General features: G+C 43.7%; 13 protein-coding genes. 3 read left to right on the top strand and 10 right to left on the bottom strand.

What is annotated here, in order from left to right:
• Nucleotides 1-111 precede the first annotated feature (111 nt).
• The 4 genes from R7R78_RS02405 to R7R78_RS02390 all read right to left on the bottom strand — a co-directional run bounded on the left by R7R78_RS02405 (nt 112) and on the right by R7R78_RS02390 (nt 4,436).
• On the bottom strand, nt 112-861 hold the full coding sequence (locus tag R7R78_RS02405) for an amino acid ABC transporter ATP-binding protein (protein ID WP_005377400.1): 750 nt from the start codon (nt 859-861) through the stop codon (nt 112-114).
• A 23-nt stretch (nt 862-884) separates the two neighbouring features.
• Nucleotides 885-1,982 carry an amino acid ABC transporter permease gene (locus tag R7R78_RS02400; protein ID WP_005389988.1) on the bottom strand — a complete coding sequence of 366 codons (1,098 nt, stop codon included), beginning with the start codon at nt 1,980-1,982 and terminating at the stop codon, nt 885-887.
• Between the two features lies 1 nt (nt 1,983).
• Complete coding sequence (locus R7R78_RS02395) at nt 1,984-3,189, bottom strand: amino acid ABC transporter permease (RefSeq protein ID WP_225472948.1); 1,206 nt, start codon at nt 3,187-3,189, stop codon at nt 1,984-1,986.
• A gap of 218 nt (nt 3,190-3,407) precedes the next feature.
• Nucleotides 3,408-4,436, bottom strand: a complete 1,029-nt coding sequence (locus R7R78_RS02390; RefSeq protein WP_005377403.1) for an amino acid ABC transporter substrate-binding protein — start codon at nt 4,434-4,436, stop codon at nt 3,408-3,410.
• 460 nt (nt 4,437-4,896) lie between these two features.
• On the opposite strand from R7R78_RS02390, the gene R7R78_RS02385 reads away from it, so the two are divergent.
• Nucleotides 4,897-5,823, top strand: a complete 927-nt coding sequence (locus R7R78_RS02385) for a bifunctional precorrin-2 dehydrogenase/sirohydrochlorin ferrochelatase (protein ID WP_213872036.1) — start codon at nt 4,897-4,899, stop codon at nt 5,821-5,823.
• A gap of 101 nt (nt 5,824-5,924) precedes the next feature.
• On the opposite strand, the gene R7R78_RS02380 is transcribed toward R7R78_RS02385, so the two are convergent.
• Together R7R78_RS02380 and R7R78_RS02375 are read right to left on the bottom strand one after the other, a co-directional pair.
• Entirely contained in the window at nt 5,925-6,407 is a 483-nt protein-coding gene (locus R7R78_RS02380; RefSeq protein WP_005377415.1) for a YajQ family cyclic di-GMP-binding protein, read from the bottom strand.
• Between the two features lie 21 nt (nt 6,408-6,428).
• The gene (locus R7R78_RS02375; RefSeq protein ID WP_005377417.1) at nt 6,429-7,487 is read right to left on the bottom strand and encodes a 3-deoxy-7-phosphoheptulonate synthase; all 1,059 of its coding nucleotides are present in this window, start codon (nt 7,485-7,487) and stop codon (nt 6,429-6,431) included.
• A 372-nt stretch (nt 7,488-7,859) separates the two neighbouring features.
• On the opposite strand from R7R78_RS02375, the gene R7R78_RS02370 reads away from it, so the two are divergent.
• Nucleotides 7,860-8,357 (top strand): DUF4442 domain-containing protein, encoded by a 498-nt coding sequence (locus R7R78_RS02370; RefSeq protein ID WP_005377418.1) that lies wholly within the window; start codon nt 7,860-7,862, stop codon nt 8,355-8,357.
• Between the two features lie 33 nt (nt 8,358-8,390).
• Here R7R78_RS02370 and R7R78_RS02365 read toward each other — a convergent pair whose 3' ends face one another.
• A complete protein-coding gene (locus tag R7R78_RS02365) occupies nt 8,391-9,743 on the bottom strand; it encodes a hypothetical protein (protein WP_005377421.1) in 1,353 nt (450 codons plus the stop codon).
• Between the two features lie 192 nt (nt 9,744-9,935).
• Here R7R78_RS02365 and R7R78_RS02360 point away from each other — a divergent pair, with 192 nt between their 5' ends.
• Nucleotides 9,936-10,769, top strand: a complete 834-nt coding sequence (locus R7R78_RS02360; RefSeq protein ID WP_017633794.1) for a S1 RNA-binding domain-containing protein — start codon at nt 9,936-9,938, stop codon at nt 10,767-10,769.
• Between the two features lie 283 nt (nt 10,770-11,052).
• On the opposite strand, the gene rsmF is transcribed toward R7R78_RS02360, so the two are convergent.
• The 3 genes from rsmF to R7R78_RS02345 all read right to left on the bottom strand — a co-directional run bounded on the left by rsmF (nt 11,053) and on the right by R7R78_RS02345 (nt 16,531).
• Nucleotides 11,053-12,489: a 16S rRNA (cytosine(1407)-C(5))-methyltransferase RsmF gene (gene rsmF, locus R7R78_RS02355; RefSeq protein WP_031781146.1), complete on the bottom strand. Its 1,437-nt coding sequence runs from the start codon at nt 12,487-12,489 to the stop codon at nt 11,053-11,055.
• A 150-nt stretch (nt 12,490-12,639) separates the two neighbouring features.
• Nucleotides 12,640-15,288 (bottom strand): MlaD family protein, encoded by a 2,649-nt coding sequence (locus R7R78_RS02350; RefSeq protein ID WP_225472947.1) that lies wholly within the window; start codon nt 15,286-15,288, stop codon nt 12,640-12,642.
• Nucleotides 15,281-16,531 (bottom strand): paraquat-inducible protein A, encoded by a 1,251-nt coding sequence (locus R7R78_RS02345; protein WP_005377429.1) that lies wholly within the window; start codon nt 16,529-16,531, stop codon nt 15,281-15,283. Before R7R78_RS02345 ends, R7R78_RS02350 begins: the two co-directional genes overlap by 8 nt.
• Nucleotides 16,532-16,543 lie beyond the last annotated feature (12 nt).

Here is a 16,543-nt window from a genome sequence, read left to right as displayed (position 1 = left end):
ATATTACTGCCTAGCATAGCTATGTTGATTCTCACACAGATTTTTGAATTTAGTAACAAAAGCACTGGCTTCATAGAAACCAGTGCTTTTTTATGTCGATTCGGCTAAATCTTAGTGGTGTAAGATTTGCGCTAGGAAGTTTTGGGTCCTATCCGATTGAGGATTCTCAAAGAAGTCGACCGGGTTGTTTTCTTCGATGATCTCTCCTGCGTCCATGAATATCACGCGATCGGCAACCTCTTTAGCAAAGCCCATTTCATGTGTCACACAAAGCATAGTCATGCCTTCCTCGGCGAGTTCGACCATTACATCCAGTACTTCGCGAACCATTTCCGGGTCGAGTGCAGATGTTGGCTCATCAAAAAGCATGACTTTAGGGTTCATACACAAAGAGCGAGCAATCGCCACACGTTGTTGCTGACCACCAGACAACTGACCGGGATACTTCTCCGCTTGGTCTGGAATTTTTACACGTTCCAGATATTTCATCGCAACTGCTTCTGCCTCATCTTTTGGCATCTTCTTCACCCAGATAGGCGCGAGCGTACAGTTTTCCAGTACGGTTAAATGAGGGAAGAGATTAAAGTGTTGAAAGCACATGCCCACTTCTCGGCGCACTGCTTCAATGTTCTTTAAGTCTTCAGTTAATTCCGTACCAGAGACGTAAATGCTGCCTGCTTGGTGCTCTTCAAGACGGTTAATACAGCGAATCATCGTTGATTTTCCCGACCCTGATGGACCACAGATAACGATTTTCTCGCCGCGCTTAACGTCGAGGTTAATATTTTTTAGTACGTGAAACTCACCATACCATTTATTCATGTCCTTCAATTGGATCATGTAGTCTTGTTGTTGCGTCATAATACGTCCTTGATCTTGATGAGTTATCGTTTGTGACCGGTATGAAGTTTGTTTTCAAGCCATATCGAATAGCGTGACATGCCAAAACAAAACACCCAAAACACTAACGCGACAAATACATAACTTTCTGTAGCAAAGCCTAACCATTCAGGGTCGGTGTTTGCTGCTTGCCCTATACCGAGTACGTCAAACATACCAATGATGAGTACCAAACTGGTGTCTTTAAACAAACCGATGAAGGTGTTCACGATAGAAGGAATAGTAATCTTTAGCGCCTGTGGCAAGATAATCAGCCCAGTCTTTTTCCAGTAACTTAACCCAAGCGCATCAGCGGCTTCATATTGACCTTTCGGAATGGCTTGTAGACCACCGCGTACCACTTCTGCCATGTAAGCGGAGGCAAACATAACCACACCGATAAGGGCGCGAATCAGTTTATCTGTCTCTGAACCTTCAGACATAAATAATGGAAGCATAACCGAAGCCATGAACAAAACCGTAATCAGCGGAACGCCACGCCAAACTTCAATGTAGACGGTACAAATGCTGCGAATGATCGGCATCTCTGAACGTCTACCAAGCGCAAGCACCACACCAATTGGCAGTGAAACTACGATACCAACTAACGCAATAATGAGCGTAACGAGTAGTCCACCCCATTTGTGTGTATCGACCACTTCTAGTCCAAAGACACCACCGTATAAAAGTCCAGCGATGATGAATGGGTAGATGTTTACGAAGAAAAGCCAAATCCACATCCGTTTCGGTGTCTTCTCATACGCGAGTAAAACAGTAAATATGGCCAATGTGATATAGAAAAGGCGAGGGCGCCATAGTTCGGACTCTGGATAAAAACCATACATGAACTGCTCCCAGCGCACGCTGATAAATACCCAGCAAGCACCATCTCGGCTACAGTCGTCACGCGTTGAGCCAATCCAGTCTGCGTTAATAAACGCCCAATCCACGATATACCATATTGCAGTTACGACAATATACGCAAGAATGACAGTAACAATGGAATTGATAGGGCCATTAAATAGATTTTTCCGCATCCAACCAACGAAGCCTACAGTATTGGCGGGTGGTGGGAGATCCGGTTGAAATTGATGAGTACTCATATTATCTCTCCACCAGCGCGACTTTACGGTTATACAAGTTCATTAATGCAGACGTAATCAGACTTAATGTCAAGTACACGCCCATCGTCATCGCAATGATCTCAATCGCTTGTCCCGTTTGGTTCAGGGTAGTACCAGCAAACACAGAGACAAGATCTGGGTAACCAATCGCCATCGCTAACGATGAGTTTTTGGTGAGGTTGAGATATTGACTGGTTAAAGGTGGAATAATAATTCGTAACGCTTGAGGAATGACAACAAGCTTTAAAGTTTTCGAGCGTGGTAAGCCTAGCGACATCGCTGCTTCGGTTTGACCATGGCTAACCGCATTAATACCAGAGCGCACAATCTCAGCAATGAAAGAAGCTGTATAAACACTCAATGCCAAAAGTAGCGCGGCCAATTCAGGAATAATGCTAATACCACCTCGGAAGTTAAACCCTTTTAGTTCAGGATAATTCAGTGAAATTGGCATACCAGCAAGGAAGTACACAACCAATGGAAGGCCAACAACTAAACCCAAAACTATTCTTCCCATTGGGGTTTGTTGCCCAGTGAGACGTTGCTTATTATTCGCCCATACATTAATTAATAAGCTTGCGATTACCCCGAAGATTAACGCGGCAATAACGTAGCTACTGCCAGGTTCCATAGTCGGTGCAGGGAAATATAAGCCACGAACGTTCAGGAAAATAGCTTCACCAAGACTTAAGCTTTGGCGTGGTAAGGGTAATGCTTGAAGAACAGCGAAATACCAGAAGAATATTTGCAGAAGAAGGGGGATATTTCGGAAAGTTTCGATATAAACTGCCGCTAAACGACTAACTAACCAGTTAGAAGAAAGGCGGGCAACCCCCATGGTAAAGCCAATCACAGTAGCCAGAATAATACCTAATACGGAGACTAACGCCGTATTAAGAAGGCCGATGATAAATGTTCTACCGTAAGAGTACGTTTCATCGTATTCAATTAATGTTAACCCAATACCAAACCCGGCTTCTTGATTCAGAAAACCGAAGCCCGTTGCAATACCACGAGCATCTAAGTTATTGAGAGCGTTGTTTACAATCGTGTAAAAGAAAAATACCAGTGCAGCAATGGCAATGATCTGGAAAATAGCAGAACGAAAGGCAGGATTATAAATCAGGCTCTTGCTTCCGCTTGGTTTGGACATCGTACTTGGCGATGCATCTTGTGTCGGTTTCATACAGCGATAACCTCAAACCTTAGTTATAGATATCGGCCTGTATAACAAAGTTTCGTCCTTGCTGGCTAAAGAATAACGCTCTCATGTCTAGCGGCTTACGAACCTTTAAAGCCGTTCCACAAAGCGAGCGCTTTTCGCCATCCAATGAGCGATCCTTACTCATACAGTGAGATATAATCAAGAAAAAGGGCGGCATGAACCGCCCTGATTAACTCTTTCTATCGGATTGGTGGCGCGTACATAAAGCCGCCTGCATTCCATAGCGCATTAACGCCACGAGAGATTTCTAACGGCGAACCAGTACCGACTGTACGTTCGAAGCTTTCACCATAATTACCAACTTGTTTGATAACTTGGTAGCCCCAATCGTCACGAATACCCAAACCTTTGCCTTTAGGGCCATCAACACCGAGGATACGTTTGATGTTTGGATCTGTTGACTTCAGCATTTCATCCGCATTCTTCGAACTAATACCGTATTCTTCAGCGTTAATCATCGCAGACAATGTCCACTTAGCGATGTTAAACCATTGATCATCGCCTTGACGAACGACTGGACCTAGTGGCTCTTTAGAGATGATTTCTGGAAGAACGGCCGCAGAGGACGGATCTTTCAAATTCAAACGTAGTGCATAAAGGCCAGATTGGTCAGTTGTTAATACGTCACAGCGTCCCGCATCAAAACCTTTCGAAGTTTGCGCCGCTGTGTCGAATACCACAGGTTTGTACGCCATGCCTTGGTTGCGGAAATAATCTGCAAGGTTTAGCTCGGTTGTTGTACCTGATTGAACACATACCGACGCACCATCAAGCTCTTTAGCACTTGATATACCAAGTTCCTTCTTCACCATAAAGCCTTGACCGTCGTAGTAGTTCACACCTACGAAGTTTAGGCCCAGTGCAGTGTCACGGTGGAGAGTCCAGGTCGTGTTACGGGAAAGCACATCAATCTCACCAGATTGAAGCGCAGTGAAACGTTCTTTTGCGGTTAGGGGTACATATTTAACTTTCGTTTTATCCCCAAGAACGGCTGCAGCCAGTGCTTGGCAATATTCTACGTCGATACCTTCCCATTCGCCTTTTGAGTTAGGGTTAGAGAAACCAGGTAGACCGGTACTTACGCCACAAGTAAGAAAGCCTTGTTTTGTGACTTTGTCCAGAGTAGTGTCTGCTGCTTGAGCTGATGTTGCCATCATCGCAGTAGAAGCCGCTACGACGGAAGCAAGAACTGTGAGTTTATTTGCCATTTGTATCCTTCCTGTATGATCCATGTTTAATCAGGAGTGACCTGAAATAACGTGTCCAATTCGTTAGAGTTATCGTCCTACGTGATTGATTTTCGAAGAAACGGCATTCGATAGATCAACCAGTTATAAGCGTAGGAAAGGATCTGTTAATTCTCAAATATATAATTTAAATGAAGTTTTGAGAGAACTTACAAAGTGCCTTGAGATTTAGAATGACGAAATGTTAATTGTTTGTAAATAGTGCAATTCATGGACAATTTGGTGCATCAGAACAATCAATAGAAGAGTGAACAATACAAAAGAATAAAAAGTTGTTATTAAAACTGTCATTAGCTGAGCAAGGTGAAGTTCAGTAAAAATTCAAACAAAAATTATTTGTGATACCGAAACAGGGTGATGAGCTTGCCCCATTTTTGGTAGCATGGTCTACAACAGCTAATTAGAGTAATCATGGATTGAAATGCGATATTTTCCTCTGTTCTTAGATTTAATTAATAAACCCGTTCTCGTCGTGGGTGGCGGTGAGGTGGCAAGCCGAAAGGTGGAAGCGTTGCTAAAGGCTGGGGCGGATGTGACTATCGTTTCTCCGACGTTGGTTGATTTTCTGTCTAAGCTTGCTTCTGAGCATCAACTGCGCTGGGTACAACGTTTCTATTCGAGTGACATTGTCACTAAAAGCTTTGTTCAAGTGTGGGCGACGACAGACAATCCTGAGCTAAATCACCAAGTGTACAAAGATGCTAAAGAGCTAGGCATCTTGGTTAACGTTGTGGATGATAAGCCTTACTGTGATTTCATCACGCCGTCAATGATTAATCGTGGCCGCATCCAAATCGCTATCTCTAGTGGTGGAGCTTCGCCAGTTTTAATTCGAAACATCCGTGAAAAGCTTGAATCGATACTGCCACAAAACATGGGGTTGATGGCGGATTTTGCTAACTCAAAGCGAAACTCAATTAAAGAGGCATTGCCTAGCGTCGATTTACGCCGTAAGTTTTGGGAGCAATTCTTCTCGAATCCCGAGGTTGAAAACGCACGAGATAATCGAGAGTTAGAAGCAATTTACCAAGCGACCATGGCAACACCTTTAGATGAAAAGGGAAGTTGTACTTGGGTTCATGTTGGGAAAGATGTTGAGATGTTGCCAATAAAAGCCGTACGCTATATGCAACAAGCGGAGCTGGCTCTGTACTCAACTCGATGTGAAGCGAATGTGTTAGAACTAATACGAAGAGATGCAGAAAGAGAAGCTTTCTCGAGCGCTGCTGAGCTTTCGGATATGCTGGCTAAGGCTAAGGCTAAAGCTGAAAAGCTTCGAATTTGCGTGTTCATACCACAAGGAACGAGCGAATTCGTATTGCTGCAAGGGCAGGACTTAGTTATCTAGCAATGTCAAATGCTAAAGTGGATACGTAGTTCGTTACACTAAAGCCAATAAAAAACGCCAGCGGATTATGCGCTGGCGTTTTTATTTACTTCTCAGATTGATTAATCACGGAAGTTGTTAAACTGGAATGGGATACCCATCTCTGCTTCACGAATCGCTGCCATTGTCGCTTGCAGGTCGTCGCGTTTCTTACCAGTAACACGTACTTTGTCGCCTTGAATAGAGGCTTGTACTTTTAACTTTGCGTCTTTGATAAGTTTCACTACTTTTTTCGCCGTTGGAGTATCAATACCTTGGCGGAAAAGCAGAGTTTGGTGCCAGTTTTTACCAGTAACGTCTGGGTCTTGTGCATCCATTGCGTTCGCGTCAATGTTACGCTTCGCTAAGTGGCCGCGTAAAATGTCGCGCATTTGCTTAAGTTGGAAGTCACCTTCCGCAGACATTTTTACGTTTTCTTCTACTAGCTCAAAGCTCGCATTTACGTTGCGGAAATCGAAACGAGTAGACAATTCACGGTTAGCGTTATCAACGGCGTTACGTAGTTCAACCGTATCGATTTCAGAAACAATATCAAACGATGGCATGAAGATTCCTTGATTATTTTGTTATAGGGACTTTCGGGACTTAACAGCGCTTGCCAGCATATCTAGCATTGTAGCAGTGTCTTCCCAACCTAGGCATGGATCTGTAATAGACTGACCATACGTTAGGTTATTGATGTCAGTCATTGGCTGATTGCCTTCAAGAATAAAGCTTTCAGCCATGATACCCGCAATACGAGTGCTGCCTGACTTAATTTGGTTACAAATGTCCTGAGCTACGTCGATTTGTTTTCTGTGTTGCTTCTGACAGTTTGCATGGCTGAAATCCACAACCAAACGTTGTGGCAATCCAAACTCAGCTAAAGCATCACATGCTTGTTTGACTGATGCTTCATCAAAGTTAGGGCCTTTTTCTCCACCGCGCAGAATAATATGACCGTAAGGGTTGCCACTTGTGCGGTAAACCGTCATTCGACCGTTCTTATCTGGCGAGTAGAAGTAATGCGATGCTTTCGATGCGCGAATTGCATCAATTGCAATTTTTACGTTGCCATTTGTGCCATTTTTGAAACCAACTGGGCAAGATAGTGCCGACGCCATTTCACGGTGAATTTGTGATTCCGTTGTGCGAGCACCAATCGCGCCCCAAGTGATCAAATCCGCGATGTATTGACCAGTGATCATATCAAGAAACTCAGTAGCAGTCGCAAGACCAAGCTTGTTGATATCCAGTAGTAGTTTACGAGCTTTATGAAGACCAGCTTCAAGTGCGTAAGAACCATCTAGGTTAGGGTCCGTAATCAAACCTTTCCAACCAACTACTGTACGAGGCTTTTCAAAGTAAGTACGCATCACGATAAATAGCTCGTCTTTGTACTTGTCTTGGATTTCACTCAGGCGAGTGGCGTAATCAATGGCAGCTTCAGTGTCGTGAACAGAACACGGACCTACAATCGCAAGAAGGCGATTGTCTTCACCCGATAAAATGTTTTCAATCTGACGACGAGATTGAGCGATACGGTCTGCAACGTCATCCGTAATAGGATGTACACTACCTAGCTCTGCTGGGGTAGGCATTGGACCCAAAGGCTGGGTTCTCAATTCATCTGTTTTTATAGGCATGTTATAGCTTTATTCTCTATTGCGAAGGGGTAAAGATAACGGAATTACAGGCAGGAATAAACCGTTTCACGGGAATCTTCGCCAGGAAATACCGAATTGTATACAAAGGTGTAGGTATTCATTTAAATGACTTATGTATAAATGACAAAACTTGATCATTAAATCAATATATATACATTTGAATTTATAACCATTTTATCTATCTCGCTGTAAGGTAATCTAAGTAACTGCGATAAACTTCATACCTTACGGGTGACGCCGTCACTTTATGAGGGTTAAATAACTCGTGAGATCGAGCTTTTGTTAACATTTCTTTGACATCTATTTCTTTCGTTGATTAACTGGTCTGACTAGATTGGTAAGGAGACCAAAATGTTATCAGCTCTACGTCGTGCGAATTTGTATCTAAATCTGTTTGGCTTTTCAAAAGTGCCGCTGATTTGGCTTTGCCACCCTAAAATCATTGCGATAGATAGCAAGCATGTTGAGGTTCGTATCCCATTGCGCAGAAGAACGAAGAACCACCTGAATAGCATGTATTTCGGCGCTTTAGCCGTTGGCGCTGATGTTGCTGGTGGTTTTCTTGCTATGAGTAAAGCGCAAGAAAAGGGAGAAGCGATCTCGCTAGCATTTAAAGGTGTGAAAGCCGAGTTTTTAAAGCGCCCGGAAGCCGATGTGCACTTTGTTTGTAACGATGGTCATGTCATTGATGAGATGCTCGAGCACACCTTGGCAACGGGTGAACGAGTAAATCGTGACGTAAAAATTGTCGCGCTGTGTCCTAACTTACATGGTGACGAGCCAATGGCTGAATTCTCGCTTACTCTTTCGATAAAAAAAGCAGCCCAACAAAGAAAAGAGGCTGCCTAGTGGTTTGTGGCTCGCTTGTTTAAAGGCGGTGGCTTAATTGAGTTCAATCTTCTCGATAGAGACGATTTTGGAGCGATTTAAGACCACTTTCCAGCGGTAATAAACAGGCTCATCGGTGTGGTTGTCCTCTTTGACAATCACATTGAGCAAATGACGTTTCTCTACTGACTCTTTGGTTACTTGACCTTCATTTAAACGGTAAACTCGGTTTGAGCTTTTATCCATCAAGCGGATGATAGGGCGTAAACTGATGTTCAATGTTTCTCTCGTTTGTTCGTAACCACTCAAGAAAAGAGAGGTCGCCATTTCGGTTTTCTCGTGATAATGAAGAATCTGCTCTTCACGTTGAACGACGCGTTTTTTACGTATTCTTTGAATCTTATCCGGCAAGCTACTTAAGGTACGATAATCGAGCCACTCCAATTTTTTGCCAACCACTTTTTTCGTCGTTGGATCAACATACTTCTTACGCCATTTTGGCTTGCCTTTACGGATCCATCGCCACATGGCATCGCGTAAATCATCTTTAAAGATTTCTCGTAAAGCGTAAATAAAAGACATCGCGATAATGAATGAGGCAGAAATTTCCCCCAGATAATCGCGAGCGAGAATCACTGTCGAGGTCACGACAACCATCACTAAACCGGTTGCAATACCTTTGATAGCGCGCTTAATGTTGTTACCCATCGATATGGTTTCTTCACGAAGCACGATAGGGTGTTCAATCAATCGCCTTAGCAAGCGCATTTTGTTAGATAGGCGAGTAACGTCTTCAACGACTCTTGATGAGTTGTATTTGTTGAGTTTACGATGGGCTTGCTCTTTCTCACATAGCGTGATCAGACGCTTTTTGATCGTGCCATAGTCGCCTTCACGTGGTAGATGGGCCACCAGTGACAGGAACTTTTGCTCGGTATACCAAGACAGATAGTTATCGATGTTAACGTAGTAGCGTTTTAAGTTCTCTTCATAAGGAATAGAACGCCGCAAGCGCTTTAAGATCTCAAGCGTGAGCTCGATAACTTCGTCCACTTCATCTTCCGTTACGGAGTTGTTCTCATGCTTGTTTAAACTTGCTACCGCTTTGTCTAGCGCGATAACGTATTGGTAAGCGAACAAACTCAAACTTACTCGGTATTGCTGATTCGACAGGCGTCCACGTTTGGCAAGTCGACTGTGTACTAGCGGAAGAAGGATTTCAGTACTGTAATAAGATCGTTGCTGTGTGATTGAGGTGTAATAAAATTCGGATTCACTGATGATATCGGCGTTTAAACCAAGCTCACCAGGTATAAAAAAGTAAATATCTAGGTCGACACTTTTGCTCTTTGCGAGTGCATGACTGATTTTTAATGTTATTGAGTCTTGTTTATCGACGGTGACCAAAGAAAGCTCCTGACTTTGCTAAAGCATTCTTAACTTATGCGTTCCGTTGAGCAGGTAAGTATAAGAGTGCTAAAAGAGTGACTGGGGCATATAGCTGAACGACAACAGCATAACAGAGCACTATGCTTTTCTCTCTGATTTTCTTGTTAGTTTAGGTATAATTCCACGTAAATTTAAAAAGAGACAAAATCAATGATTAAAATTGGTCAAATTAACAGCTTAGAAGTCATTAAAAAGGCTGATTTTGGCGTATTTCTGGATGGCGATGATTACGGTTCTGTTCTACTACCTAGTAAGTATGTACCAGAGGGTACTGAAATTGGTGAGCATGTAGACGTATTTCTGTACTTCGATTCAGAAAGCCAACTTGCTGCGACCATTGAAAGACCAATTGCCCAAGTGGGTGAGTGGGGTTTAATGAAGATTGAGGGTGTGAATGCGACAGGTGCTTTTGTAAATTGGGGCATCAAAGAAAAGGACTTACTGATTCCTTTTAGTGAGCAACGCACTCGCTTCTCTGCCGGACAAACCATTTTAGTGTATGTTTATACCGACAAAGCGTCAGGTCGCATTGTTGGTACGACTAAGTTCAATAAATGGTTAGATAAAACTCCAGCGAATTATGAAGTTAACGAGCAAGTTGATTTGATCATCGCAGAGCGTAGTCAACTTGGTTATAAAGCTATCGTTAACGGTAAGCATTGGGGCATGATTTTCCCATCGGATGTTTTTGGTAAGCTTTACATCGGTAAAAAGCTGAAAGGCTTTATTAAGCACATTCGTGAAGATGGCAAAATCGACCTTGCTCTACAAAAAGTCGGTGTGGCGAAAATGGACGATCTTTCTAGTAAGATCCTTGACCTGCTAGAGAAGAAAGGCGGATTTTTGCCTTTGAATGACAAGTCGTCTCCTGAAGCGATTTTTGATGCTTTCCGCACAAGTAAAGGGACTTATAAAAAGACCATCGGTGGCTTATACAAGCAGGGTAAAATTGTCATTGAGAAAGACGGTATTCGTCTAGCGTAGTCCAAACTCACGTAAAGCGGATCTACAGCCAAAAAAACGGCCCAAACTTTTCCTTTTTTTGGGCCTAGGGGAAACGGCTCCGCAGAGCCTGCGCTAAACTTGTCCAACAATAATTTTGTTGGTGAACATAGAGAGAAATGCCACATCAAAGCATTACTTTGATACAACTAGTTTAGTACAGCGTGTCCGGATCGCTAGCGAGCCCACTTGCTTTCATACTTACGAACTAAAAGGCCATCGCAAATACGATGGCTTTTCATTTATTTATGGTTCGTTACGTCTTTTAAAATAAGTTCTTATCTCGTACTAATTCGCGAGGGAGGCCATTCTTTATTCGGTTGCTTACCCACTTGCCAAGGCCAATAACTGCACCTTGATAGGTGACAAGCACTTCGCCTTTACCTGTTTTCATTCCCTCAGGAATGGTTTGTGGGCGAACATCACGCCCCATGTACCATTCGCGCGCTTCTTCAATACTGAGTTCAATGGCGTTGCTTTCAGAACCTGTCGCCAGGGCAGTCGCGACTTGGTGTTGCCAACGGTAGCCATTTTTATGGGCTTCCGCGATCTTTATACCCATACGGGAGAAGCGTAATTCGCCGATCATCGCTTCTAAAGCATTAGGGAACAGCCAGACATCTTTATCGCGAAGCCATACAGAACTGTCATTTGGAAGTTTAATACCTAACGCGCTTTGGAGTTGTTGAGCAATTTCTGTCGATTCTTTTTTTGAAGTTTTAGCAAAGGGGAATTTCCCCATGCGCTTTTTGACTTCTGGCGCCTCAACAGCAGCCAGTTTGCGAATTCTTGCAACAAAGAACCCTTCACAGTCGTAGACCTGCGGGAAAATATGCAAAAAGCCTTCTTCAGTTAGAGCTGCCTCTGCGTTTTCAAACAAGTTCTCAAGGCTTTCAAACTCTACAGCATCCCCAAAGGTTTCTTTCAAGTGATGACAAACTTGTTGGTTTTCTTCTGTACTGAGCGTACATGTTGAGTAAACCATCACACCACCGGGCTTTAATGCATGGAAGGCGCTTTCAATAAGATCTTTCTGCGTGTCAGCGATGTCGAGTACGGAAGCTTGCGTCCAGTTTTTCATCGCATCTTCGTCTTTGCGAACGGTGCCTTCTCCAGAGCAAGGCGCGTCGAGCAAAACCGCATCAAATTGTTCTGGTAGCCAACCGCCAAAAACGCGTCCATCGAAGTTACTTAGTGCGGCGTTACGTACCCCACAACGTTCCACATTAGCGTGCAGTACTTTTACACGACTTGCGGCGTATTCATTGGCCACAAGTACACCTTCGTTGTTCATTAAAGCTGCAATTTGAGTGGTTTTTGAGCCGGGAGCGGCTGCGGTATCTAACACGGCATCGTAAGATTCATCATTCATAAACAGAGCAGATACCGGCATCATCGAACTGGCTTCTTGAATGTAGAATAAGCCAGACATGTGTTCTGCTGTGTTGCCTAATGGTACAACTGACTCATCCGCTTCAATCCAAAAACCTGTGTCACACCAAGGCACAGGAGAAAGCTTCCAGCCTTTTGTTTCTGCTCGTTCTAGAAACGCTTCAACACTGATCTTCAACGTATTAACTCGAATACTTTTGCGCAGTGGCTTTTGGCACGAAGCAATAAAGTCTTCCATGTTGAGGTGAGCAGGAAGGATGGTTTGGATTTTTTCCAGAAACGCGTCTGGGATGTAAACATTAGGATGCAATGTGGGATCTCGTTTGCAGAATTTGTGGCAAATAATATACGAAAGCGAAGCAGAAACGAATAGTGACAAGGGCCGAGCAATAAAAAAGAGCAGCGATTGCTGCTCTTTTAAAGTGATCAAACTTCAATTGTACGTGAATTGAGCTTTATTCTACGGCTTAGGAATCGCTGTACGCCATTGAGTCCAACCTTCTTCAGCTTGTGGATACAAAAAGAAAGATTGCCCACTCTTTGCCGCTGGTGGAATAGTCGATTGCTCTGGCGTTGAAAACGCAATTCCTCCGCGAACTAAACTATCAAAGGTTCCCGCTTTGATGTTAGCGCCGGTAAGCCCGATGGAAACATCTACTCCTGAAACATTCCAGAACACACTGTTTTGACGAACGAGGTAAGCATATTCAGGCTGTATTTTGATAGTCGTGACGATGCGATCAGCAAATTCTCCTAGGCTTACGTCGGTCACTTGGCCAACTTCCATCTGGCGGTAAAGAATAGGGGTACCGACTTGTACTGAGCCTCTTTGTTCACTTTGTAACGTAAACATGATTCCATGCACGCGTTCTGAACTATTTTTTATTTGAAAATCAAATTTAGCTTTACCTTTACCTGGTTCAACACTGATGGATTTCGAAACCAACGCCCCGAGGTTTTTAACGCCACCTAAACCAATTTCTGGTTCAGTTAGCCAAAAATGTGAGCCTTCAACCGCAATGTTTTCTACGTATTCAGGTAGGATTCTTGCAGTGACTTCAACCATGTTACGACGAAAATTCGGTACAACCAGAGTGATTTCACCAACTTTAACACCTTGATATTCAATCGGCATTCCTTTAGCAATCTCTTGCGAACCGTCGGTTTCTAAAGCAATGACGCGCCCAAACTTGCGAGCGGTTTTTTGATCAGAATACAGCTTCCAGTTTTCTCCGATTTTGTTTTCAACGCCTGGCACGGAGTCAAAAGCGATGCCACCTTCGATTAACGACTTCAAAGGGTGTGCTTTCACACTGACGCCAGCTAATGATGCATCTATCTCAATCCCTGAACGATTCCAAAAAACGGTTTGTGGCGTTACAAGATAAGCGAAGCGGTTTTCGATAGTAGCCTTAATTAGTACTCCGCCATCAACTAGTTGGAAATCGGAGACGTTACCAACTGGAAGATTACGATAGAGTAGAGGACTGCCTTTGGAAATCGGCGGCAATTCAGAAGCAAATAGTGTTAGCGCCCTAGAGCCACTTTGATTGTACTGCGCCAATTCAGCCAATGATTCATTTTGGAACAGTTGATACTCTTTTTGAATATCCTGCTTGCCTTCGCTCACAAAACTAATTGACCCGGTTAACAACTGCTTTGCTGGAGGAACGGTAACGCTGAGCCCGGATTCAGTTAACTCTGCTGATGCACTGCCGGTTACATAAAAACGATTGTTTGATTTGATCAGATGTTTGTATTCATGGTCAATCAATACATCCATAAATACTTCGTGTTGTGATTTTTTATCTTCCTTAACTAGGCCCACTTTGATGATTGAACCAACAACGATGCCTTTATAAAGTACATTGGCACCGCTATCTAGGCCAAACGAATTGTCGGATACCAAACGAATCGCGATGGACTTTTCTTGCTGCTGGTTAAACACGTTTTTACGAATGGCAGTAAAGCGGCGAGAGCGTTCACCCGCGCCCGGCACGATCGTTAAGAAGTTTCCTCGCACTAAATTAGCAATGTTTTCAACACCTGAAAGGGACACTTTTGCTTCTTCTAAGACAAATCGAGTACCTGTCGTCAGCATGTCACTAAAAGCGGGTTGAATTGCCGCTGACGCCAATATCACTTCTCGGCCTTCGGAAAGGCTCAAGTCCGTAACTTGGCCAATTTCGATTCCGCGATACATAATTGGAGCGCCTTCTCCGCTGATCTTGCTGTCATCAGGTAGGACGATTTTAACCGCGATGCCTCGACCAGCAGTTTTCAAATCTTTATACAAACGGAACTCGGTGTTCTCTTCTACAGGCTCACCATCATCCGGAGAGTCGACGGCGATGGCGCCACCTAGTAAGGCACTCATGCTTTCTAGTCTTACATCGACACCTTCAAAACCGATGCTGGCACCAATTCCACTGACGTTCCAGAATCGACTGCGGTTGTTAATGATATGTCGGTATTGATCCTGAATGTTGGCTTGAATAGTGATAGATTTTGCATCTTCATCTAGCTGGTAACTGTACACTTCACCGATTGGGATTTTCCTATAAACAATTTGAGAGCCAACCGATACACCACCTAAATCACGGCTTTTGAGCTTAATATTCAAACCTTGAGAAACGCGTAAATCTGTTGGGGCAGAGTCTAACGCATGGAATGTTGTCTCAAACTCTTGACCATCTCCGGGTTGAATCGAGATGTAGTTACCTGAGACGAGCGCATCCAGTCCGGAAACTCCCGTTAGACTAGCTGTTGGTTTTACTAACCAAAAGCGTGTTTTATCGTTCAGTAACTTTGCAGCTTCAGGATAGATATCAGCATCGACATAAATACTGCCGAGATCTTCGGTGAGGTTAATGTCTCTTACCATGCCGACTTCTAATCCTTGGTAACGGATAGTGGTTCGGCCGGCGACAAGACCAGCGGCATCAGAAAAATAGATTTGCACTCGTTGTCCTGCATCGTGTATCGACTTCACAACAAGCCAGCCAGCTAAGACCATGGTCAAAATTGGCAACAGCCAAAGAGGAGATATGCCTTTACTCCGCTTTACATCTGGTACGTATGACGTTTGAGAACTGTTCTGATCACTCATTCATTGACTCTTTTTCTGATTGTTTTGGGCTTGTTTGGTCCCAGATTAGCCTTGGATCAATACTTTCTGCTGCAAGCATGGTCAATACAACGACAACACCAAATGCTACCGCGCCATATCCTGGTGTGAAATCCAGTATCTGACCACGATCGACTAACGTCATCATGATAGAAATAACAAACAAATCCATCACAGACCATTTACCGATCCATTTAACAACAAAGTAAACCATCATTCGTTGTCTCTTAAACACCGAACGTTTGAATTGGATGCAAAGCATGATGTAGGCGAGCCCAAGTATTTTAATCACCGGGACAACGATACTGGCAACAAAAATGATCGCAGCGATTCCATACATGCCGCTTTTTACCAAACCAGCCACGCCTGAAAAAATAGTGTCCTCCAAACGCTTACCATTGGTAAGCAAGATGGAAATAGGGATCAGGTTAGCGGGGAAGATGGCGACCGTTGCTGCGATGAGGTAAGCCCATGTTTTCTGAATGGAGTTTGGCTTGCGATGATATAACTCGTGATGACAACGCTGGCAATGGTCACCTTCAGGCTGGGACAAGTGGCATTCATGGCAATGCACATCTTTATGCTCAAAAGCATATAAACTTTCTGGCTTCCAAGCTTCCCAATAACGACGCACGCTGATTCTTGAAACTAACAAAACGGTAAATATCTGCAAAAGAACCAGACCAATTAACCCTGGACCGACGAAAATGTCGGAATAATCTTGGAGTTTAAAACAGGAAATGGCGATGCTAACTAAGAACACATCCAACATAACCCAATGCTTCAAATGTTGAATTAGCCACAGTGAGATACGAAGCCCACGGAACCATCGTTGATGTAAAGAAATATGCGCCGTTACCACTGAAACACAAACCGTCAGTGGCGCAAGAGAGCTACAAAATAGAATGAGCAATGAAAGAAGAACAAATCCTTCTTCCATCAATGTGATCATCCCTGAAGGTAGGGTTGCCGGAATCATCACACCAAAGAGTCGGATGCTAATAAAGTTAAAAAAGTGCGATGGAATAAATAGTAGGATGCAGGTTATCGCGACGGCTAGATTACCAGAGAGGCTAGGGCTACCTCCGCGATATAATTGCGTACCACAACGAGGGCAGTGTGCATTTTTGCCATGGGGTAAGTCGACGATGTCGACAGGCAATTCACAACCTTGGCACAAACGTACGTTATTGGGTTGCATGGCGTGCTTAGACAGAGAGGTCATAACGACCTCTCT

This window comes from Vibrio sp. 2134-1 (genome assembly GCF_033339495.1).
Note: the sequence above shows the minus strand (reverse complement) of the source record. Positions and strands in the feature narration are given on the sequence as shown.

Bases quoted from the DNA above. Each gene is read 5' to 3' on its own strand.
- R7R78_RS02405 (WP_005377400.1), bottom strand. From the start codon at position 861: ATGACGCAACAACAAGACTACATGATCCAATTGAAGGACATGAATAAA.
- R7R78_RS02400 (WP_005389988.1), bottom strand. From the start codon at position 1,982: ATGAGTACTCATCAATTTCAACCGGATCTCCCACCACCCGCCAATACT.
- R7R78_RS02395 (WP_225472948.1), bottom strand. From the start codon at position 3,189: ATGAAACCGACACAAGATGCATCGCCAAGTACGATGTCCAAACCAAGC.
- R7R78_RS02390 (WP_005377403.1), bottom strand. From the start codon at position 4,436: ATGGCAAATAAACTCACAGTTCTTGCTTCCGTCGTAGCGGCTTCTACT.
- R7R78_RS02385 (WP_213872036.1), top strand. From the start codon at position 4,897: ATGCGATATTTTCCTCTGTTCTTAGATTTAATTAATAAACCCGTTCTC.
- R7R78_RS02380 (WP_005377415.1), bottom strand. From the start codon at position 6,407: ATGCCATCGTTTGATATTGTTTCTGAAATCGATACGGTTGAACTACGT.
- R7R78_RS02375 (WP_005377417.1), bottom strand. From the start codon at position 7,487: ATGCCTATAAAAACAGATGAATTGAGAACCCAGCCTTTGGGTCCAATG.
- R7R78_RS02370 (WP_005377418.1), top strand. From the start codon at position 7,860: ATGTTATCAGCTCTACGTCGTGCGAATTTGTATCTAAATCTGTTTGGC.
- R7R78_RS02360 (WP_017633794.1), top strand. From the start codon at position 9,936: ATGATTAAAATTGGTCAAATTAACAGCTTAGAAGTCATTAAAAAGGCT.
- R7R78_RS02350 (WP_225472947.1), bottom strand. From the start codon at position 15,288: ATGAGTGATCAGAACAGTTCTCAAACGTCATACGTACCAGATGTAAAG.
- R7R78_RS02345 (WP_005377429.1), bottom strand. From the start codon at position 16,531: ATGACCTCTCTGTCTAAGCACGCCATGCAACCCAATAACGTACGTTTG.